Genomic DNA, 17,779 nt, shown 5'->3' with positions numbered 1-17,779 from the left:
TCAAGCTCCCTTGAGGAGGAGATAGCTCGGCTGCGGTCGCGCGAAATGGTACCCCTGCGCGCAGTCGACACCGAGCTCTTTGAGCTGCTCAAGCGCGGTCGCGGTCTCCACGCCCTCGGCCACGGTGGTCTGTCCCATGCCGCGGGCGAGGGCGACGATCGCTTCGATGACCTGTCGATTGATGTCCGAGTTGGAGGTGTCGAGGTCGCGGATGAATTCCTGGTCGATCTTCAGCATCGTGACCGGCAGGTGCTTGAGGTAACGAAAGCTCCCGTAGCCGGTACCGAAGTCGTCCAGCGCGACCGCGCACATCAGGCGACGGACGTTCTCGATGAACGCCTGCGCCACCGTCTCGTTGTGAATCAGTGCGGTCTCGGTGATCTCGAACGTCACCAGTGCGGGATCGACACCGAGCAGCTGCAGGTGATGCTCCACGAAACAGAAGGTGCTGGGGTCGCTGATCGAGTCGGCCGAGAGGTTCACGTGCACCGGGTGGCCGAGGGCGGCGTGCGCGAGCGCGAGCTCGAATACGCGCCGGTCGATGGCCTGGATGAGGCCGTGCTGTTCGGCCGTGGGCAGAAAGTCGTCAGGGGCGATGACTTCGCCGTCGGTCGAGAGCATGCGGACCAACAGCTCGTGCGCAACGACCTCGCCGTCCGAGATGCGGACGATGGGCTGGGCGTAAAACGCAAAGCCGTCCTCGCCCAGGGCGTCACGAATGCGTCCGACACAGCTGAGCGCCTCCAGCTCGCGGCGCACCTGCAGCTCGCGGGCCTTGCTCTCGGTGATGTCGGTGAACACAATCACCACCCCGTCGGCGGGCTCCTCGGTCTCCAGCGGCGTGGCCGAGTAACGCACCGGGAGGAAGGTGCCGTCGCGCCGCAGAAAGACGTCGTCGTCGACGCGCACGGCCGGACCGGGATGCCCGCACGCGTGCGCGATCGACGCGCGCTGCGGGCGCGGGGATCCGTCACGGTGTAGGGCGTGGATGCGCGCGTGCATCGACTGACCCGCCAGCTCCGCGGCCGACCAGCCCAGCAGCTGCTCGGCAGCAGCGTTCATGAGCGTCACCCGCCCCGCACCGTCGAGGACCAGAAGCCCGTCCGGCATCGCGGCGGTTACCGTTGCCAGGAAGTCGCGGGCGCTGCGGAGGCTGCGCTCTGCTTCCCGCCGGCCGGTGAGGTCGATCGACGCGCCGATTAACCCTCGCGGGGTCCTGTCACTGTTGCGCAGGACTTGGGTCCGCAGCCTGACGTACACCCGGGTTCCGTCGCGGCGGCGCATCGCGACCTCAAGGCGCGTTCGTTCGCCTGACATCAGGGCAGCGAGGACCCCTCGCGCCGCGTCACCGTCGGCAGGGTCGCCGACGACGCTGAGGATGTCTCGGCCCATCACCTCGTCCGCGTCCCACCCGAACAGCTCCTCCGCGCCTGCGCTCCAGTTCGTGATGACGGCGTCGGCGTCGACGACGATGATCGCCGCCCCGGCGGCACGTAAGAGCTCGGCCTGCTCCTCGCCGCGACGCTCGGCGAGGTGCTGCGCGGTGCAGTCGACGTGGCGCACGAGCGTGTGGCGGCCCGTCCTCCCGGAGCGCCCGTCGGTGACCGAAGCAGCGCGCATCGTGAACCAACGCTCGCGGCCAGGGGCATGGCACGGATAGCGCCGCGCATAGTGCTCCGACGCACCGGCCGCAATACCGCGAAGGGCACTCGCGACCTCCAGCGCCACCGGCTCCTCCTCGCCTGCTCGGTCGCACACCGCCAGGTAGTCCGCGCCGAGGCCAACGCCGCTGCCACCGTTCTCTTCAGCAAAATTCGTCCACGCCCGGTTGACCGCCACGATCACGCCATCACCATCAAGGACGGCCGCGCTCTCAATGAGACCGTCGAGGGTGGCCTGCCAGAACCGCGCCCGGCCCGCCGCGGGCTCTGAAGCCCCGGGCCACACGACCTCGGGCACAGCACGGAGCGGGCCTGCCTCGGATTGAGTCACCGGACAGATCTCGGCGACGGACGGGGCGCAGGCCGCGCGCACGCATAGAGCACGCCCTGCCTATCGGCACTTGGCCAGTGAGCCATGAATCGGGCACCACACCACTCCGGCAGCCGAGCGCAATCAGTGCTCGCAGACGAGGTAGTCGGTGTCGCTGTCGCGCTGGAGGGTGTAGAGGCCTGGGCCGTGGTCCAGGTGGACGTGCCGGACGACGCCCAGCGCTTCCAGCCGCTCAAGGTTGCGGTAGACCGAACTTAGGTCTGAGTACATCATCCGCCCCTCAAAGCCGCTGGCGATGTACTCGGCGGACCGAGGCCTTCCGCGGCGTACAGGACCTCCAGGACGATCCGGCGGGCCGAACTCAGGCGCCCTCCACGCGGCAGCAATGTCCTGGAGGCTGTCGAATTTCAGTGGTTCGCGATGCGGCGCGAGGGTTATGGCGTCCGTTCTGCGGGCTCGGGCGGCGGACGTGGGCTTGGGCGTTACCCGCGACGGAAGGGCAGAACACGCCCCGCTCGTCCCTTACGCAACCTCACCGGGTTGCAGGTGGGCGGACCACTTCGCTTCGATCTTCCCGAAGCGCCACACCGACAGCGCGATGGCCCACGTGACGACGAAGAGGCAGACGATGATGTAGCCGATGAGGTTGAAGTCCAGGTTGTTAATCCAGTCCCAGAAGCCGCCGGTCAGGCCGACGCGGTCAGAGAGGACCTGCAGCGCCTCGATCGTCCCGATGAGCAGCGCGACGGCAACCGACAGGGCGGTGATGGTGATGTTGTAGAAGACCTTCCTGACGGGCTTTGAGAAGGCCCAGCCGTAGGCGAAGTTCATGAACGCCCCGTCGATCGTGTCCAGCAGCGACATGCCCGATGCGAAGAGGACCGGCAGGCAGAGGATTGCGTAGAACGGCAGCCCGCCGGTCGCGGCGGCACCAGCGGTGGCGAGCAGGGCGATCTCGGTCGCGGTGTCGAAACCGAGGCCGAAGAGGACGCCGAGCGGGTACATCTGCCAGGGCTTCTTGACCGCGCGGGTGGCCCGGCCGAGGAAGCGGTTCATGAAGCCGCGGTTGTTGAGCTGCTCCTCCAACGCGGCCTCGTCGAACTCGCCGTGACGCATGCGCCGGAAGACCCTGACGATCCCGACGAGGATCACGAGGTTGATGATCCCGATGAGGATCAGAAACCCCCCTGAGACCGAAGGGCCGATGACCCCGGTGACATTGTGCAGCGTGGAGCTGTCGTTGGACACATCGCCGCTCAGGCCCTTCACCCCGAGCGCGAAGAGCGCGGCGAGGAGGAAGACGATGGTCGAGTGCCCCAGCGAGAAGAAGAACCCCACCGACAGCGGGCGCTGCCCGTCGGTCATCAGCTTGCGGGTGGTGTTGTCGATCGCCCCGATGTGATCCGCATCGAACGCATGCCGCATTCCCAGCGTATAAGCGGTGATCCCGACTCCGACCCCAAACACACCGCTGCCGGCGCCCAGGTCGAAATGGTTGGGGACCACGAAGAGGAACAGCAGCCCGAACCCGAGCACGTGCAGGCCGAGGATGACGGCGAACAACACCGCCGCCCGACGCCACTCCGGCGGCGTCAACGAGTACCTGATCCGGCGCCAGCGCGACGACGAGCTCCCGGTCTGCGACGCAATAGCACCCATCGTCATCTCCCCTTCTGGCAGCTGCCACCCACGAAGGCAGCGGCGCGGTGCCTCAAGCTAACGCGAGGTCGCTCGCGTGGGTCACGGCCGTACGGAGGTCGGCCCACGCGCGTTGGCGCGCCCGGGTCCAGGAATAGGTCGCCCGGTTGATGGGCGGTGTTTTCGCCCCGAGCCGATCCCGTGTAGCCCGCGTTGCAGTCGCGTACGGTGGGCCTTCCCGTGGAGGTGGTGGCGCAGACGGAAGCAACTCGTGCTCGAGTTCGGGTCGCTGGAGGGCGCGATCTGTTGCCGTTCACGGGGGATCGGTGTCGGTGGCTTCCCAGTGCAGTTCGGTGACCTGTCCTGCAACGATCCTCACGTCGCGAGCTCGGGGCCGGCCGCGGACCCAGAGGGTGTGTGGGCCTTCGAGGATCTGGTCGAAGACGGCGGCGTAGAACGTCCGACCCTGCAGGGGGCGCTCGAGGACGTGTTGGTGCTGGCGGTCATCGTCGCGGCCGGCGGGGCTGATCTCGATGGGGGTGTCGAGCTGGGCGGCGTCCCAGTGGACGACGAGCGCGCCCAGGTCCCCGCCGATGTTCAGGACGACGGGCTCGGGGTGAGGGCGGGCGACGGGCTCGGCGCTCATGGTGAGACCCCAGGCACCGTGAGCGCGGGAGCGGCGTTGACGGCAACAGGTGCGGGAGTGGTGAAGCCGTCGTAGGGGTCGCCGAGGTAGGGGAAGTGGCTGAGGAACCGCTCGTTCGGCCCGCCGATGTCCCCGGTCGGCGGGGTCTGCACCCCCTGCGTGACGACGCCCACCGCCAGGTCGGGCTTGTACGTCTTGTCGAAGTAGGGCCGGAACGCACCCGTGAGCGCGCGCACGAAAATGGTGACGATGTCGTCCTGCACGCGCCGGCCGTTGGGGTATCCGGCCGGGTCGCCGTCCAGGACCCCGAGGACCTTGCGGTTGGCCGTCGGCGGGACCGCGACGTTCAGGCGCAGCATGTCGGCCAGGGTCGGGCCGGTGTAGTTGGCAAGGCCCGGGACGATGCCCGGCTTGACACCGGTGAGGATCAGGGCGACCAGGTCGCTGCGGGTGGTGGCGTTGAGCTTGCGGAGACTCTCGAACTGACGCGGGTACAGATCCGGGATCCTCCGGGAGAGCTCGGGCTTCTCCACGCCGGAGGCGTACTCGGCGTCACCGCTGGGCGGGCTGCCGTTCCAGCCGTCCTTGTGGGTCATCGTCACGAGCAGCTCGTTGAACAGCGGGTTCCCGAGGCGCGAGACCTGGACCCAGGGCCCGGACTCGGTGTGCTGCCCGGTGGTATCGCCACGTACGCGCATCTTGCGGCGCGACGCCGCGCCCCAGATCCCGATCGCCGCCGCGGGGGCGCCTGGGTCGTTGGGCACCGAGCCGTCGCGGGTGAGGCTGCGGATGGGGATCTGCAAGGCGATCGTGTGGACGTTGATCGCGTTCTTGAACGTGTCCACCCCGATCGACGGGGCCATCGGCGCGACGTGCAGCGTCTGGAAGGGCCGCAGGTCGGCGAGGTCGAACACCGCTCCGAGGTCGACGAAGAACCCGTCGTTGCGCTGGCCGGCGAAGACCTTCACACCATCGGGCAGATCATGGACCGCGGACTTGGCCAGCGCCGTGTAGTTCGGGGTCGAGTGCGGCCCGATGTTGCACGGCGGGCACGCCAGACCGCTGGCCAGGACCTGCGGCCTGCCCTTCGGCCCGACCGTCTTGGTCACCGAGTAGCTCTGGCGGCGGTTGAACTTCGGGTCCGTCAGCGACGTGATCGCGCCCGTGTTGTAGAGGAACGTCGTCTTGTCCAGCACCTCCGTGGAGAACGCGAAGGTGTACGTGATGTCCGCCTGCGCCTTGCCGGCGTTACTGATGTGCACCTCGTAGCGCACGTCATTGCCGAACTCGTAGAAGTTCGGGCCGCCCGCGGCGGCCTCGACCGGGATGTAGTTGGTCAAGATCGTCACCGTGTCCGGGCGGTCGGGGCTGACGAACGCGTACGTGTCGGTGTTGTCGGCGACCGGGTCCTGGCTGATCTCAGGCGCTTCGCGATGAGAAGACATGATCAGCCGCCGTTCTTGCTTGTTGTCAGGACGCGCCTGCGCTTTTGCTTTTTGGGTGCGTGCAGCAGACGCCGAACGAGGTCATGGTCCTGCACCGTCCGCTCGGTCGTGCCGGACATGATCACCACGGTCCCCTTTTTGGCGTCATGAACGTAGGCCATCACCGGTCCGCCGGGCACCGGCGTAATCGGGTTTGCCACGACTTTCGGCGCCGGCCCCGCCGCCTGCGCATCGCCCTCCAGCAGCACCGCCGTGGGGACGCCGACGGTCGCGGCGACGCCGGCCGCGTACCCGCCCGACCGACGCAGGAATGCACGACGACTCGTCCCCGAAGAATTGGTCGGCGGCTGACGCGGACGCCCGACCAGACGCGCGACCATCCCCCGGCCCTTGTCCCTGGCGACCTTCAGCTCATCGAATTCGTCCATAGCTACCTCTCCTCCGACGGTGGCGTTCTCAGCCGGGGGTGCGGGCTCGTCCTGACGCGCGGATCACAATCCTTGCCGAAGATGGCGCGGCACCCGGCAACCCCGCACCCACAGGGCCCGAACTCCGCCTGAGCCGTCCCGGGATCGACGGGGACTTCTGAAACAGGCATTCGGTCTGTTGAGAGGAAGTACGTGGTCATATGGCTCGTGGAAGGAAGTACCCGCCGGAGTTGCGTGAGCGGGCCGTCAAGACGGTGCTGGAGTCCGGGCGTCCGATCGCGCAGGTCGCCCGCGACCTGGACGTGCACAAGGAGTCGCTTCGGAACTGGGTGCGGCTCGCCGAGGCCGACGCCGGAACGCGCAGCGACGTGCTGAACACGGTCGAGCGCGACCGGATGCGTCTGCTCGAACGTGAGGTCAAGGAACTGCGGCGGCAGAACGAGATCCTCAAGGCCGCTTCGGTGTTTTTCGCCAAGGAGCTCGACGGGACCCCGCGGAGGTGAGCGCCTTCATCGAAAAGCAGCGGGCGGCCGGCTTCGCTGTCGAGCTCACCTGCCGCACCCTCGGGACCTCGCCCTCGGCGTTCTACCAGCGCGCGACCGGGGTGTTGTCGACCCGCGCGCAGGAAGACGCCGTGTTGCTCGAGCAAATCCGGGCGGTGTACCGCGCCAACTACGAGGCGTACGGATCGCTGCGCGTGTGGAAGGCGCTGCGCCGTCAGGGCGTGCAGGTCGGCCGCGGCCGCGTTGAGCGGCTCATGGCAGCGGACGGTCTGATCGGGGCCAAGCGCCGCGGCCGAGCGTGGAAGACCACGGTCGCTGACCCGGCCGGCTCAGGGCGACCGGACCTGGTCAACCGCCAGTTCACCGCGACCCGGCCGGACGCGCTGTGGATCGCCGACTTCACGTATCTAAAGTCGTGGGAGGGCGTGGGGTTCTTCAGCTTCGTCCTTGACGTCTACTCCCGCCGGGTCGTCGGCTGGCAGCTCGCCGGCCACATGCGCACCGACCTCGTGCTCGACGCGCTGAAGATGGCCTTGGGCACCCGCCGACACGGCGCCGATCTACAACTTATCCATCATTCGGACAGGGGATCGCAATACACGAGCTTCGACTTCACCCAAGCGCTCCTGGACAACGACGTGCTCGGCTCGCTCGGCTCGACCGGTGACGCGTACGACAACGCGATGGCCGAGAGCTTCGTGGACAGCTTCAAGACCGAGCTGATCCGCGACCGCGTCTGGCAAACCCGCACCCAACTGGAGCTCGCCGTTGTGGAGTGGGTCGGCTGGTACAACCACGACCGCCTGCACTCCGCGATCGGTCACATCCCGCCCGTCGAATTCGAGACCCTCTACGCGATACGGTCCGGCTCACCCCTCTCCCACTGACGAGAGAGGAAACCCAAACAACAAGTCTCCGTGAAACCGGGACGGCTCAGTCTGGTGACCGGCAGGGGTGCCCGGCAAGGCGTGCGCGAACAGCGGGGCCATGCGCGCCCGAGTGTATCTGGTGGCCGCGCCCGACCGATGGTTGCCCGCGGCCGGCGACGGGCGACATCGGCGACCGGCCAGGAGGCGAAGCTCCACAAAGTCCCCCTCCGCGCCGGGCTGCCGGGCAGCTCGCGTCTAACGTGGCTGGCCCATCCCGCGGTCCCGCCCCCTGCCCCGGGACGCGTTGCGGGTCGTGCTCGTGGAGCGCCGACGCCAGATCGTCCCCTGTGACCGTCGGCGCTCCCGAGCCGGGCCGCGCCCGGGTCGCGTGTCGGTCCCCTGCCAAGGCTCCTGGCCCGTCGTGACCACTGGCTGCAGCTTTGACGCGTTCGCCTCCCGAAAAGCTGTCGTCCTACATCCGAACCGGCCCTTTCCACAAGATGCTTGCTCAGAAAGTTATCTTGCGTCCATGTGGAAGGTGGCGTCGTGATCTCACGTGCAGTCGTTTCGTCGGTCGTCGGCCTTCTGCTGATCCTCCCGGGGGTCGCGAACGCCGCCTCGGGCCCCGATCCCTTCCGGGCCCAGCAGTGGTATCTGGACGCGATCCGGTCCCCCGGGGCGACGGCCGCGCGCGCCGACGGAGTCCTGGTCGCGGTGCTCGACTCCGGCGTGGACGCCACGCACCCCGACCTGCGCGACACCGTGCGGATCGGCCCGGACTTCAACGCCGGCCCCGCGGGCGTCGACCTGAACGGCCACGGCACGAACGTCGCGGGCATCATCGCGGCGGCCCCCGGCAACGGGATCGGACTGGAAGGCGCCGCCCCGGGCGCGACGGTGCTGTCGCTCCGGGTACTCGACGCCCAGGGACAGGGCAACACGCTGCAGGCCGCCCGGGCCATCGACGCCGCGGTCGCCGCCGGGGCGAGGGTCATCAACATCTCGCTCAGCCCCGGGGCCCAGCTCGCCCAGACCATGGACGCCACCGACCCCGTCGTGCCGGCCATGCGGCGAGCGGTGGCCGCCGGCGTCGTCATCGTCGCCGCGGCGGGCAACTTCACGCTGCCGGTGTGCGCCCAGCCCCTCATCGTCACCGGCATCCTCTGCGTGGGCGCAGTCGATCGCGAGGCCCGGCTGACGGGCTACTCGGACTTCGGCCTGCGCGTCGACGTCGTGGCCCCCGGCGGTGATGACCTCGACCCCATCATCTCCACCGCTCCCGGCGACCGCTACGGAGCGATGGCCGGCACCTCGCAGGCCGCGCCGCAGGCGTCCGCGCTCGCCGCGCGCCTGGTCGCCCAAGGCCTGACCGGGCAGGAGGTCATCAGGCGCATCAAGGCGACCGCCCACGACCTGGGTGCCCCCGGGGAGGACCCGCAGTTCGGCAGTGGGCTGATCGACATGAGCGCAGCGACCGGTGTCCCCGTCCCGGCGGCGGCCTCGGGGGCCCCGCGGGCGGCGCCCCCGCAGACCCGGCAGGCGTCGATGACGCTCACCATCCCCGCGCCGCTCCCGCGCGAGGGCCTGCTCGCCCACGGACTGATCGTCGCCTGCCAGAGCACGACGGCCGGCCGCTGCCGCGTTGAGTTCCGCGGCAAGGGCGTCGTCCTCGCGCACGGCGCGAGACGCGTGCGCTCCGGCGCCCCGACGAACATCAGGGTGCGCCCGACCGCTCGCGGTCGCCGGCTGATCCGCGGCCGGCAGACGCTGCGCGTCACCGTCACCGCGCACGGCCCCCGAGGCTCATCGGCCACCACGCGCGCGGTCATCGCCACGCCATGAGGGTGGCGCCGCGAGCGGCGCCGCCGGTCGCGTACCCTGCCCGCGTGACCCTCACCCTGCTCCACAACCCGCACTGCTCGACCTCCGTCCATGCCCTCGACCGCCTCGAGGCGGCCGGGCACGACGTCACGGTGCGCAAGTACCTCCTCAAGGCCGAGCGGCTCGACGCGGACGAGCTCCGCGCCCTCGCCGGACGCCTGAAGGGCGACCCCGTGGACGCGCTCATCCGGCGCGACAAGCAGTACGAGCGGCTCGGGCTGGAGGCGGACGGCCTCGGCGTCGAGGAGGTCGTCGCGATCCTCGCCGAGCACCCGGCGCTGCTGCAGCGGCCGATCCTCGACGACGGCGAGGCGGCGATGATCGGCCGCCCCCGCTCGCGCGCCGACGACTGGGCCGCCGCCGGCCGCGTGGCCTGAGGACCGCGCCGTGGGCGTCCAGGACATCGACATCACGGACACCACGACGGGCTCCACGGCCGCGGTCTGGGCGCTGCTCGGCGACAGCGCGACGTGGCCGCGATGGACGACGATCGGCGCGCACGCCGAGGAGCGCGCCCCCGGGCCCGACGGCCGCGGCGAGATCCGCGTCTTCACGACCGGCCGCATCAAGGTGCGCGAGGAGATTGTCGAGCGCATCCCCGAGCAGCGGCTCACGTACGCGCTCCTCAGCGGCCTGCCGGTGCGCGACTATCGCGCGGTCATCGACCTGACGCCCACACCGGACGACGGGACGACGATCCGCTGGCACACGACCTTCCGCGGGAAGGTCCCCGGCACCGCGTGGTTCTACCGCCTCGTCCTGAACACGGCGACGAGGCGGTTCGTCGCGGGGCTCGTGCAGGCGACGGCCGCCTGACGCTCAACCCAGCCGCTGCACGACCGACCCGCGGGCGACGACGCGTCCGGCGGCGCTCTCGGTCACCGTCACGTCGTTGAAGCAGATCGACCGCCCGCGGCGGATGCAGCGCGACACCGCGACGAGGTCCTGCCCGCGCGCGGCCTCGAGGTACTCGACGCTCAGGGTGATCGTCGACCCGTCGAGGTTCGGGGCGGGCTCGTCCACCGCCCAGGTCGACGCCATGCCGGCGGTGTCGATGAGGCTCGCGATCGCCCCGGCGTGGACGACGTCGCCGAGCGTGACGACCGACGGCGCGAACGGGAGCCGCAGCTCGGCCCGGTCGGGCTCGAGCGCGGCGAGCTCGATGCCGAGGTGCTGCACGAGCGGCGAGGCGGGGACGAAGGCGCGCATGATCTCGATGCGGGACTGCGGTGCAGGAGCGGACATGGCGATCACCCTCGCGCGTGGGCGCCGGGTCGGCCATGACCTCGAAGGTAATCAGGCGCTCGCCGCCGACCGGTCGAGCCGCACGACCGACCACACCGCGAAGGCGAGCACGGCGACCCCGCAGGTGATGTCGCTCGCGATGTGCGCGTGGCGCCACCACGGGAAGCGGCTCGTGCCGCCGACCGTGTAGTGGAGGATCCCGACGAGGCCGCTGCCCGAGTACACGGCGAGGCACAGCGCCGCCCGCCGGACCTCGCCCGCGCGGAACGCGAGCCACCCCAGGGCCCCGAACGCCGTGAAGAAGAACCACGACCCGAGCACGACCGCCTGGCTCGGGTTCGGCAGGGTCGCCGACTCCGGGTAGTCGGAGTAGTTCACCGTGTTGTCGGTGTAGTGGACGACCGACACGGCCACCGCCACCCCGAGCAGCAGCGTGAGGACGCGGACGGCCCGGCGGTGCGCCGGCGGCAGCTCCCGAGTCACGCCGGCCCCGCCCGTCCGCGCCGTGGCCGCGGCTTCACGAGGTCGTAGCTGTCCTCCACGAGGCCCTCGATGAGCTCGTCGGGTACGTCGCCCCCGACCTCGATCGTCACCCAGTGCTTCTTGTTCAGGTGGTATCCGGGCCGCACGCACGCGTAGGACGCGCGCAGGTCCTCCCCGAGCGGCGGGTCGATCTTGAGGCTCAGCTGCAGCGGCCCGTCCGCATCGAGAGCGGAGAGGGCGAAGATCTTCCCGCCGATCTTGAAGACGGACGTCTGCGGGCCGAACGGGCGCTCCTCGACCGCCCCGGCCAGCCCGAGGCAGAGCTCACGCAGGTCGTCCCCGGCGGCGGGTCGAGCGGGCGGGCATGGCGGGCGCAGACGTCACGCGCCCCGCCTAGAGCCCGAGCTGCAGCCGGCAGAGCAGCGCGAGGCCGTTCGTCGTCGCCTGGTCGGCGGCGCCCGCGAAGGAGAAGCCCGCCAGGCGGGTCCCCGCCTTGGACGCGGCGACCCCCGGGACGTACGTCGGCAGGACGCTCGACGCCTTCGCCCGGCGGACCTGCGCGACGGCGGCGCGCAGCGCGCCCGCGTCCTCGGTGAGCACGCGCCGGGCGATGCCGACGACCCGGACGCGTCCGCCCCGGACCGAGAAGACCTCGACCCGGGACGCTGAGCGCCGGCGGGTGTACACACCGCCGCCGGCCGCCCGGACCCCGCGCAGCCGCCGCAGCCGCGCGGCCGCGGCACCGACGGCGACGCCCCGCAGCGACCGCCCGCGCGCCGTGCTGCCGACGAGCTCCACCCGCCCGGCGTTCGTCAGGACCGCGACGTCCGCGGCGTGCCGGTTGCCCTTCCCCTTCACGCACCACGACCACGCCGTCGTGCGCTGCTGCGGCTGGCCGGCCCGCGCGAGCAGCGTCGTCCAGCTCGCGTTCAGCCGGATCGGCCCGATGCCGCGCGCGTCGAGCGCCGTCCTCGGCGAGCGACAGCGGTCGACCGGGGTCCCCGTCGCGCGCTCCCACATCTCGAGGTACGCCTCGGCGCCGTTGTTCATGTCGCTCTGCAGCCGCGGCCCGCCGATCCGCGCGAGGTCCGCGAACCAGTCGGCGTAGAGGCCGTAGTGCGCGACGCCCTCCTTCGCGTAGTCGAAGGTCCGGTCGCCGGTCTTCTGCCGCTCGAGCGTCACGCCGCGCCCGTCGGCGCTCTTGAACGGGTAGGTGAGGGTGCCGCCGCTCGTCACCGGGTTCGGCTGGTGGGACAGGCCGCCGAGGTCGGCGCCGTACCCCCAGCCGAAGGCGTACGGCGTCGACCTCGGCCGGTAGTCCTTCCAGTCCTTCACGTAGTCCGTCGCCGGCGAGTGCCCGGGGAAGGCCATGCCGCCGAGCTTCCAGATCCGCGGCCAGTTGCCCGGGTCCATCCAGCCGTGCGGCGAGATGACGCCGGAGTACCGGCGCGCCTCCAGCAGCGTGAGCGTGTCGTCGACCGCGGCCTGGCTCATGTGGTCCGGGTTGACGATCATCCCGAGGTCCATCATCCGGCTCACGACGTGCTTGCCGAGCGCGGTCAGGCCCTTCGTGTTGCAGTGCGGCCCCGGCGGGTAGACGGGCGCCGTGCCGCCCGCGACGCCGGCGGTCCCGAAGACCTGCGCGACGAGCGCACTGAGCTGCGGGGACCCCGTCTCGATGAGGTTGTCGTGGAGCTTGCCCGTGCACGTCTTCGCGTCCCAGAACGAGCCGGCGCTCACGCGGTTGGCGGCGTTGATGAGGACGCCGGTGGGCCCGTCGTCGAAGCGGACGCCGGTCAGCGGGTTGTCGAACTTGTTCAGCAGGAGCATCGACCGCACGCCGAGCCCGTAGACCTCGTCGAGCTCGCGGTCGACCTGGGCGCGGCTGCAGGTCGGCGTGTCGGCGCTGCGGCAGTCGAACGGCTCGGAGACCTCGATCTCGAGGACGACGGCCATCTTCCCCGCGTTGATCGCGCGCCGCGCCTGCTGCGGATCGGTGACGATCTCCATGAAGCCCTTGCCGGGCCCGCCGGACTGCGCGTCGATGTAGCGCTGCAGCTCGCGCATGTCGGCGACCGCGCGGCGCACCGTGTCCATCTCGTTGCAGTTGGTCTCCTTCACCGGCTGCAGCTCGCAGAGGACGCGGTTCTCGTTCACGCCCATGACCATCATCCGCAGGCCGCCCGCCCACGCCCGCTGGATCCAGCGCCAGTACGTCCCCTCGTACGTGAGGTTGCTGCGCGACCACTCGGTGAGCTTCGGGTAGCCGGACGTGTCGTGCGGGCTCACCGGACTGCCGAAGTTGAAGAAGTTCTGGAACGGCGCGGCCGAGCCCTGCGGCCCCTCGATCGACGAGCAGTCCGGCAGCGCGTAGGCGATCCCGTACCTGTCCCACGGCTTGCCGCAGTGGAAGTGCCGCCCGAAGTACTCGTACGTCATCCAGTGCATGTGGCCCTCGACGATCCCGTTGACCCTCCCGTACGAGATCGGGCTCGCCGTCGGCAGCGGCGAGGCGTCGAGCGGCGCCTCGGGGTACACCGCGCAGCCGCCGGCCGCGCGGAGGGACGCGGTGAGCGGGCGGCCGCCGGCGAGCTTCGGCGTGAACGTGAACGTGCCGCCGGTCGCCTCCGTCGCGACCCACTCGGCGGCGGTGCTCGGAGCGTTCGCCGCGGCCGCGTCCTCCCCCGCGCGCGCGACGAGGAACGTGCGGTCCGGGAGGTACAGCAGGTACTCGCCGAGCGTCGTCGCCTGCAGGCGCACGTGCTCGGCGCCGGGCACGCCGTCGAAGGCGTAGCAGCCCCCGGCGATCGTGTAGCGGGTGAGGCCCGGGTCGCTCGCGGCGCGGGCGCCGGCCGGCGCGCCGAGCAGCATCACCACCCCGACGACCATCCCCAGCAGACGACGCGATCCGTGCGTGTTCACGGCGCGACGATAACGGCGGAGGGCGCGGCGCGCGCGATCTCGCGGTGCGTCCGCGATCAGCCGGTCATCGCGACGAGCTTCTGCACCGTGTTCCAGTTGCGGACGGTGACGACGACGCCGAGCTTCGCGCGGCCGAGCTCCTTCGCGAGGACGCTGCGTGCCATGCCGTCCGGTGTCCACAGGTGCAGGTCGGTGCGGCCGCCGCGGGCGAGCCGCTCGGGCGTGGCGTCGAGCCGCAGGAGCGCGGCGAGCGCCTGGCGGTCCGGCGCCCCCGAGAGGAACGCGACGTGCCGGCGCGCAGGGTCGTCCGCCGTCCCGTCGAACGGGTCGGCGGCCGCGACCCGGCGCAGCTGCGCGCCCGTCCGCACCACGACCTCGACCGGGAAGCCGAAGCGCGCCCCGATCCGCTCCGACACGTCGGCGGCGACCGTCGCGGCGGTCGTCGCGGGCGCGCCGGCCCCGGCGGTCAGGACGACGTTGCCGCTGCGCAGGAGCGTGCGGACGTCTCCGTAGCCCGCGTCCTGCAGGAGCGCCCGCAGGTCCGTCATCGGGACCTGCTTCGCCTGGCCGACGTTGATGCCGCGCAGGAGGACGACGAGCTCGCGCATCCTCCGATCATGCCCTCAGCAGAGGCGGTAGGTGCGCGTCTGCCGCAGGGCGCGACCGGACGCCGAGCGCCCGCGGACGACGAGCCTCACGGCGCCCGCGCGACGACCGCGCAGGTCGACGACCGCCGTGTACCGGCCCTTCGCGCGACGGACCTTCAGCGCCCTGCCGTTGAGCGTCACGCGGACGGCGCGCCGGTAGGCGGCCGGCACGTGGACGGTGTAGCGGCGGCGCGAGGCGCAGCCCCTCGCGGGCGTCGCCGCGGCCGTGGCCGGGCAGCTCGCCGTCGTGTAGCAGGCGAGCGGCGGCTCGGCCGCGAGCTGCTTCGGCTGGTAGGACTCGAAGTCCGCCAGGGCGGCGGCGGCGTCGGCCGGGAAGGTCACCGGGTTGATGCCGGGGTGGAACATCTGCGCGCAGGTCGTGATCGGGACGCGCGCCGGGTCCGCCGGGCCGTCATGGGTCAGGGCGTCGACCGCCAGCGCGTAGGCCACCGGGTCGTAGAGCCCGACGATGAGGTGCTCGTTGACGTCGTTCGGGCAGATGTCCTGCGTCGCGACGTTCGTGATGCGGCCGTCCCCGGTGCGCAGCGACGAGCTGCCGGTCTGCGGGTTCTGGTTGGGCTGCACGACCTCGTCGGTGCGCGTGTACACGACGGTGTAGGAGATGCCCTTGAACGTCTCCTGGCGCGAGTTGAGCGCCTTCATGAAGTTCGAGGTGTCCGACTGCTGCCAGTCGGCCGCGGCACAGCCGTCCTTGCAGCCGGCGGCGGCCTGCGTCGTCCCGTGGTTCGACGGCGCGAAGCCGATGACGTCGTCGACCATCGCGCGGGTGTCCGGCCAGAAGCGCAGCGCCCAGCGGGGCACCATGCCGCCCTGCGAGTGGCCGATGATGTCGACCTTCCGGCCGGCGCGCGCGTGCATGTCGCGGATGGCGGCGACGACGTACTCGCCGGCGACCTGCACGTCGCTCGTCGCGTGGTCGGGCAGGTCGACGGCGCACCACGGGATGCCGAGCTTGTCGAGTGCCGGCTCGTACGTCCACGACCAGTTGTCCTTCGCGGTCGCGCCCGTGCCCTGCACGAGGAGGACCGGCGCCTTCGCGGCGTGGTCGACGCCCTTGGAGCACTGGAGCACGGCGGCGAGCTGCGCCGGGGTGACGGTGAGCGCCGGGCCGGGCGTGTCGACGGGGGCGAAGAGCGGATCGGCCGTCGTCGCGGCCGCGCCGGCGGACGCCGTGAGGGCGGCGGGGAGGGCGAGTGCGGCGGCGAGGCCGAGGACCAGTCGGCGGGCGGGGAACATGCCGCCGACCCTACGCGACCGGACTGGCCGGCGAGCCAGTCGGGCGCGCCTACTCGTAGACGACGAACTCCGGGCGCGGGCGCAGCGCCATGACGCTGCGCGGGCGCATGAGGCCCGTGTCCTCGTGGAAGAAGATCTTGAAGCCGTGGTGGAAGCCCGGCGTGCCCGCGACGAGCGCGCGGTACTTCGAGACCTTGTTCGCGCGGTCGCCGACCCCGTCGACGTTGACGACGGTGGCGAGGCCGGGCCGGCGCAGCAGCTGCGCCGGGTCGCGCACCATCCCTTCGGTGAACTGGTGGACGACGAAGAGCTTCTCCGGCAGCCGGCCGCGGCGGACGATGCCCGCGAGCCAGTCGCTCACCGCGTTGACCTCGGACGCGCTGACCTCGCCGATGACCTGCCCGGGGACGCCCTCCGGGCCGACCCGCCACTCGGGGTCGAGGGCGAGGCCGACGTCCGGCTGCCTGAGCCAGCGCTCGAGCCGGGCGACCTCGCGCGGGAAGTCCGACCGGCCGGGCTGCACGTCGAGCAGCAGCAGGGCGTGAGCGCGGCGGGCGAGCTTCAGGTAGCGGTCGATGACGGCGCCGGGCGCGCGGACGACGTAGTCGCCGTCGTCCCCCGGCGCGGCGGCGGCGACGGTCGCGATGAGCTCGAGCGCCGGGAGGACGGGGCGGCTCGCGCGCGAGTACGGGTGGGCGACGCGCGCGAGCTTCTTCAGCATCGCGGCGGGCCGGCCGACGCCGAGCTCGCCGAGGGCGGGGTCCTGCGGGTTGCCGTAGAAGGCGACGACGCGGCGCGCCGGGAAGATGCGCCGTCCGCCGCCGGGGAGCTCCGGCGGCTTCGTCGTGTCGGCGCCCGCGCCGGTGGCCGACGCCGCGCCGGAGGCCGCGGCGCCGGAGGAACGTCCGCCGCCTCCGCCTCCGCCGCCGCCGCCGCCGCCGCCCGAGGCGAGCACGACGCCCGTGACGAGGAGCGCCGCGACCCCGGCGAGCGCGACGGCACGCCGCCGCCGGAGGACCGCGGGCGACGGGCGCTGCACCGGACGTCGGGGTGACGACACCCCGCCATCATGCCCACTCGCGCCGGTGCTGACGCGTGGCGGGTGGCGCGCGGAGCGCGGCCCGCGCCGCCGCCGCGCCGCGCGTCAGTCCTGCTTCGGCGCGCGGCGGAAGACGATGATGCGCAGGTCGGTGATCGCGGAGCCGCCGAGGCGCATCGCGGTTTGCACCCCCTCGGCGCCGAGGTCGCCGGCGTCGACGGCCTTGCGCAGCGCGTCGTGCTCGGCCCGCTCCTCGCCTGAGACCTTCGTGTCGAGGAAGATCGCGTGGCGCGGGCGCTTGAGCTCGGTCGCCATGCGGAGGATCGGCTCGCGCTCCTCGGCCCCGATCGTGTCGAGGCCGATGACGGTCGTGTCGCCCGCGGTGAGGCGGCGGCGGATGGCGGCGAGCAGCAGCTCCTCGCTCTTCTCCTCGATCTGGTCGTCGGCGACGCGGCCCGTGAGCAGCGCGCGGACCTTGTCGCGGCTGAGGACCGAGTTCTTGTCCTCGATGAGCCGGTCGGTGAAGCGGTCGCGCTCGATCTTGGAGGCGCTGATGACGAGCACGAGGCTGCCCGGCGTGTAGCGCATGTGATCGGTCGTCGGCAGGACCCGGCAGCGGACGGAGAGGTCGGCGGGTCGCGGCGGCGCGCCGTCGCGGCGCGGCCTGTCGGAGGACCAGCCACCCCGCTCGTCGTCGGAGATCTTGACGCTGCGGCTGGAAGGTGGCGGGGTGGACATGCCTCCATGGTGGCACTTCGGGCGTCCCCGGGGTGACGGGGGGTCG

At 71.5% G+C, this 17,779-nt stretch carries 19 protein-coding genes; 5 read left to right on the top strand and 14 right to left on the bottom strand.

Features of this window, described 5'->3' with window-relative positions; all coding sequences use genetic code 11:
• The 6 genes from NBH00_RS02860 to NBH00_RS02835 form a co-directional block, all read right to left on the bottom strand.
• Complete coding sequence (locus tag NBH00_RS02860) at positions 1-1,959, bottom strand: EAL domain-containing protein (protein WP_254571848.1); 1,959 nt, start codon at positions 1,957-1,959, stop codon at positions 1-3.
• A gap of 156 nt (positions 1,960-2,115) precedes the next feature.
• Complete coding sequence (locus tag NBH00_RS02855; protein ID WP_302182739.1) at positions 2,116-2,289, bottom strand: transcriptional repressor; 174 nt, start codon at positions 2,287-2,289, stop codon at positions 2,116-2,118.
• A gap of 225 nt (positions 2,290-2,514) precedes the next feature.
• On the bottom strand, positions 2,515-3,651 hold the full coding sequence (gene nicT, locus NBH00_RS02850) for a Nickel transporter NicT (protein WP_254571846.1): 1,137 nt from the start codon (positions 3,649-3,651) through the stop codon (positions 2,515-2,517).
• Positions 3,652-3,943: 292 nt separating this feature from the next.
• Positions 3,944-4,276 (bottom strand): hypothetical protein, encoded by a 333-nt coding sequence (locus NBH00_RS02845; RefSeq protein WP_254571845.1) that lies wholly within the window; start codon positions 4,274-4,276, stop codon positions 3,944-3,946.
• Positions 4,273-5,721, bottom strand: coding sequence for a DUF4331 domain-containing protein (locus NBH00_RS02840; protein WP_254571844.1), 1,449 nt, complete (start codon positions 5,719-5,721; stop codon positions 4,273-4,275). The genes NBH00_RS02845 and NBH00_RS02840 overlap by 4 nt, the downstream gene beginning before the upstream one ends.
• Positions 5,722-5,723: 2 nt before the next feature.
• Complete coding sequence (locus NBH00_RS02835) at positions 5,724-6,149, bottom strand: hypothetical protein (protein ID WP_254571843.1); 426 nt, start codon at positions 6,147-6,149, stop codon at positions 5,724-5,726.
• A gap of 200 nt (positions 6,150-6,349) precedes the next feature.
• Here NBH00_RS02835 and NBH00_RS02830 point away from each other — a divergent pair, with 200 nt between their 5' ends.
• From NBH00_RS02830 to NBH00_RS02810, 5 genes are all read left to right on the top strand, one after another.
• Positions 6,350-6,652, top strand: a complete 303-nt coding sequence (locus NBH00_RS02830) for a transposase (protein ID WP_254569053.1) — start codon at positions 6,350-6,352, stop codon at positions 6,650-6,652.
• Complete coding sequence (locus NBH00_RS02825; RefSeq protein ID WP_254569052.1) at positions 6,649-7,539, top strand: IS3 family transposase; 891 nt, start codon at positions 6,649-6,651, stop codon at positions 7,537-7,539. The genes NBH00_RS02830 and NBH00_RS02825 overlap by 4 nt, the downstream gene beginning before the upstream one ends.
• Before the next feature lie 528 nt (positions 7,540-8,067).
• Positions 8,068-9,363, top strand: coding sequence for a S8 family serine peptidase (locus tag NBH00_RS02820; RefSeq protein WP_254571842.1), 1,296 nt, complete (start codon positions 8,068-8,070; stop codon positions 9,361-9,363).
• Between the two features lie 44 nt (positions 9,364-9,407).
• A complete protein-coding gene (locus tag NBH00_RS02815) occupies positions 9,408-9,779 on the top strand; it encodes an ArsC/Spx/MgsR family protein (RefSeq protein ID WP_254571841.1) in 372 nt (123 codons plus the stop codon).
• Between the two features lie 10 nt (positions 9,780-9,789).
• Complete coding sequence (locus tag NBH00_RS02810) at positions 9,790-10,218, top strand: SRPBCC family protein (protein ID WP_254571840.1); 429 nt, start codon at positions 9,790-9,792, stop codon at positions 10,216-10,218.
• Positions 10,219-10,221: 3 nt separating this feature from the next.
• Here the strand turns inward: NBH00_RS02810 and NBH00_RS02805 are convergent, their stop codons facing one another.
• The 8 genes from NBH00_RS02805 to NBH00_RS02770 form a co-directional block, all read right to left on the bottom strand.
• Complete coding sequence (locus NBH00_RS02805) at positions 10,222-10,647, bottom strand: PaaI family thioesterase (protein ID WP_254571839.1); 426 nt, start codon at positions 10,645-10,647, stop codon at positions 10,222-10,224.
• A gap of 51 nt (positions 10,648-10,698) precedes the next feature.
• Positions 10,699-11,130, bottom strand: a complete 432-nt coding sequence (locus NBH00_RS02800) for a hypothetical protein (protein WP_254571838.1) — start codon at positions 11,128-11,130, stop codon at positions 10,699-10,701.
• Positions 11,127-11,441 carry an MmcQ/YjbR family DNA-binding protein gene (locus NBH00_RS02795; RefSeq protein ID WP_302182738.1) on the bottom strand — a complete coding sequence of 105 codons (315 nt, stop codon included), beginning with the start codon at positions 11,439-11,441 and terminating at the stop codon, positions 11,127-11,129. The genes NBH00_RS02800 and NBH00_RS02795 overlap by 4 nt, the downstream gene beginning before the upstream one ends.
• Positions 11,442-11,523: 82 nt before the next feature.
• The gene (locus tag NBH00_RS02790; protein ID WP_254571837.1) at positions 11,524-14,052 is read right to left on the bottom strand and encodes an amidohydrolase family protein; all 2,529 of its coding nucleotides are present in this window, start codon (positions 14,050-14,052) and stop codon (positions 11,524-11,526) included.
• 56 nt (positions 14,053-14,108) lie between these two features.
• Positions 14,109-14,660 carry a DUF1697 domain-containing protein gene (locus NBH00_RS02785; RefSeq protein WP_254571836.1) on the bottom strand — a complete coding sequence of 184 codons (552 nt, stop codon included), beginning with the start codon at positions 14,658-14,660 and terminating at the stop codon, positions 14,109-14,111.
• Between the two features lie 15 nt (positions 14,661-14,675).
• A complete protein-coding gene (locus NBH00_RS02780; protein WP_254571835.1) occupies positions 14,676-15,956 on the bottom strand; it encodes an esterase/lipase family protein in 1,281 nt (426 codons plus the stop codon).
• 49 nt (positions 15,957-16,005) lie between these two features.
• Positions 16,006-17,016: a hypothetical protein gene (locus NBH00_RS02775; RefSeq protein WP_254571834.1), complete on the bottom strand. Its 1,011-nt coding sequence runs from the start codon at positions 17,014-17,016 to the stop codon at positions 16,006-16,008.
• 84 nt (positions 17,017-17,100) lie between these two features.
• Entirely contained in the window at positions 17,101-17,733 is a 633-nt protein-coding gene (locus NBH00_RS02770) for a hypothetical protein (RefSeq protein ID WP_254571833.1), read from the bottom strand.
• Positions 17,734-17,779 lie beyond the last annotated feature (46 nt).

This window comes from Paraconexibacter antarcticus (assembly GCF_024220175.1).
GTDB classification, from domain to species: domain Bacteria; phylum Actinomycetota; class Thermoleophilia; order Solirubrobacterales; family Solirubrobacteraceae; genus Paraconexibacter; species Paraconexibacter antarcticus.
The sequence above is the reverse complement of the archived record's forward strand: the minus strand, read 5'-3'. Positions and strand labels throughout refer to the sequence as shown.

Coding starts and splice junctions, on each gene's coding strand:
- nicT (WP_254571846.1), bottom strand. CDS start 3,651: ATGGGTGCTATTGCGTCGCAGACCGGGAGCTCGTCGTCGCGCTGGCGC.
- NBH00_RS02845 (WP_254571845.1), bottom strand. CDS start 4,276: ATGAGCGCCGAGCCCGTCGCCCGCCCTCACCCCGAGCCCGTCGTCCTG.
- NBH00_RS02840 (WP_254571844.1), bottom strand. CDS start 5,721: ATGTCTTCTCATCGCGAAGCGCCTGAGATCAGCCAGGACCCGGTCGCC.
- NBH00_RS02835 (WP_254571843.1), bottom strand. CDS start 6,149: ATGGACGAATTCGATGAGCTGAAGGTCGCCAGGGACAAGGGCCGGGGG.
- NBH00_RS02830 (WP_254569053.1), top strand. CDS start 6,350: ATGGCTCGTGGAAGGAAGTACCCGCCGGAGTTGCGTGAGCGGGCCGTC.
- NBH00_RS02805 (WP_254571839.1), bottom strand. CDS start 10,647: ATGTCCGCTCCTGCACCGCAGTCCCGCATCGAGATCATGCGCGCCTTC.
- NBH00_RS02785 (WP_254571836.1), bottom strand. CDS start 14,660: ATGCGCGAGCTCGTCGTCCTCCTGCGCGGCATCAACGTCGGCCAGGCG.
- NBH00_RS02780 (WP_254571835.1), bottom strand. CDS start 15,956: ATGTTCCCCGCCCGCCGACTGGTCCTCGGCCTCGCCGCCGCACTCGCC.
- NBH00_RS02770 (WP_254571833.1), bottom strand. CDS start 17,733: ATGTCCACCCCGCCACCTTCCAGCCGCAGCGTCAAGATCTCCGACGAC.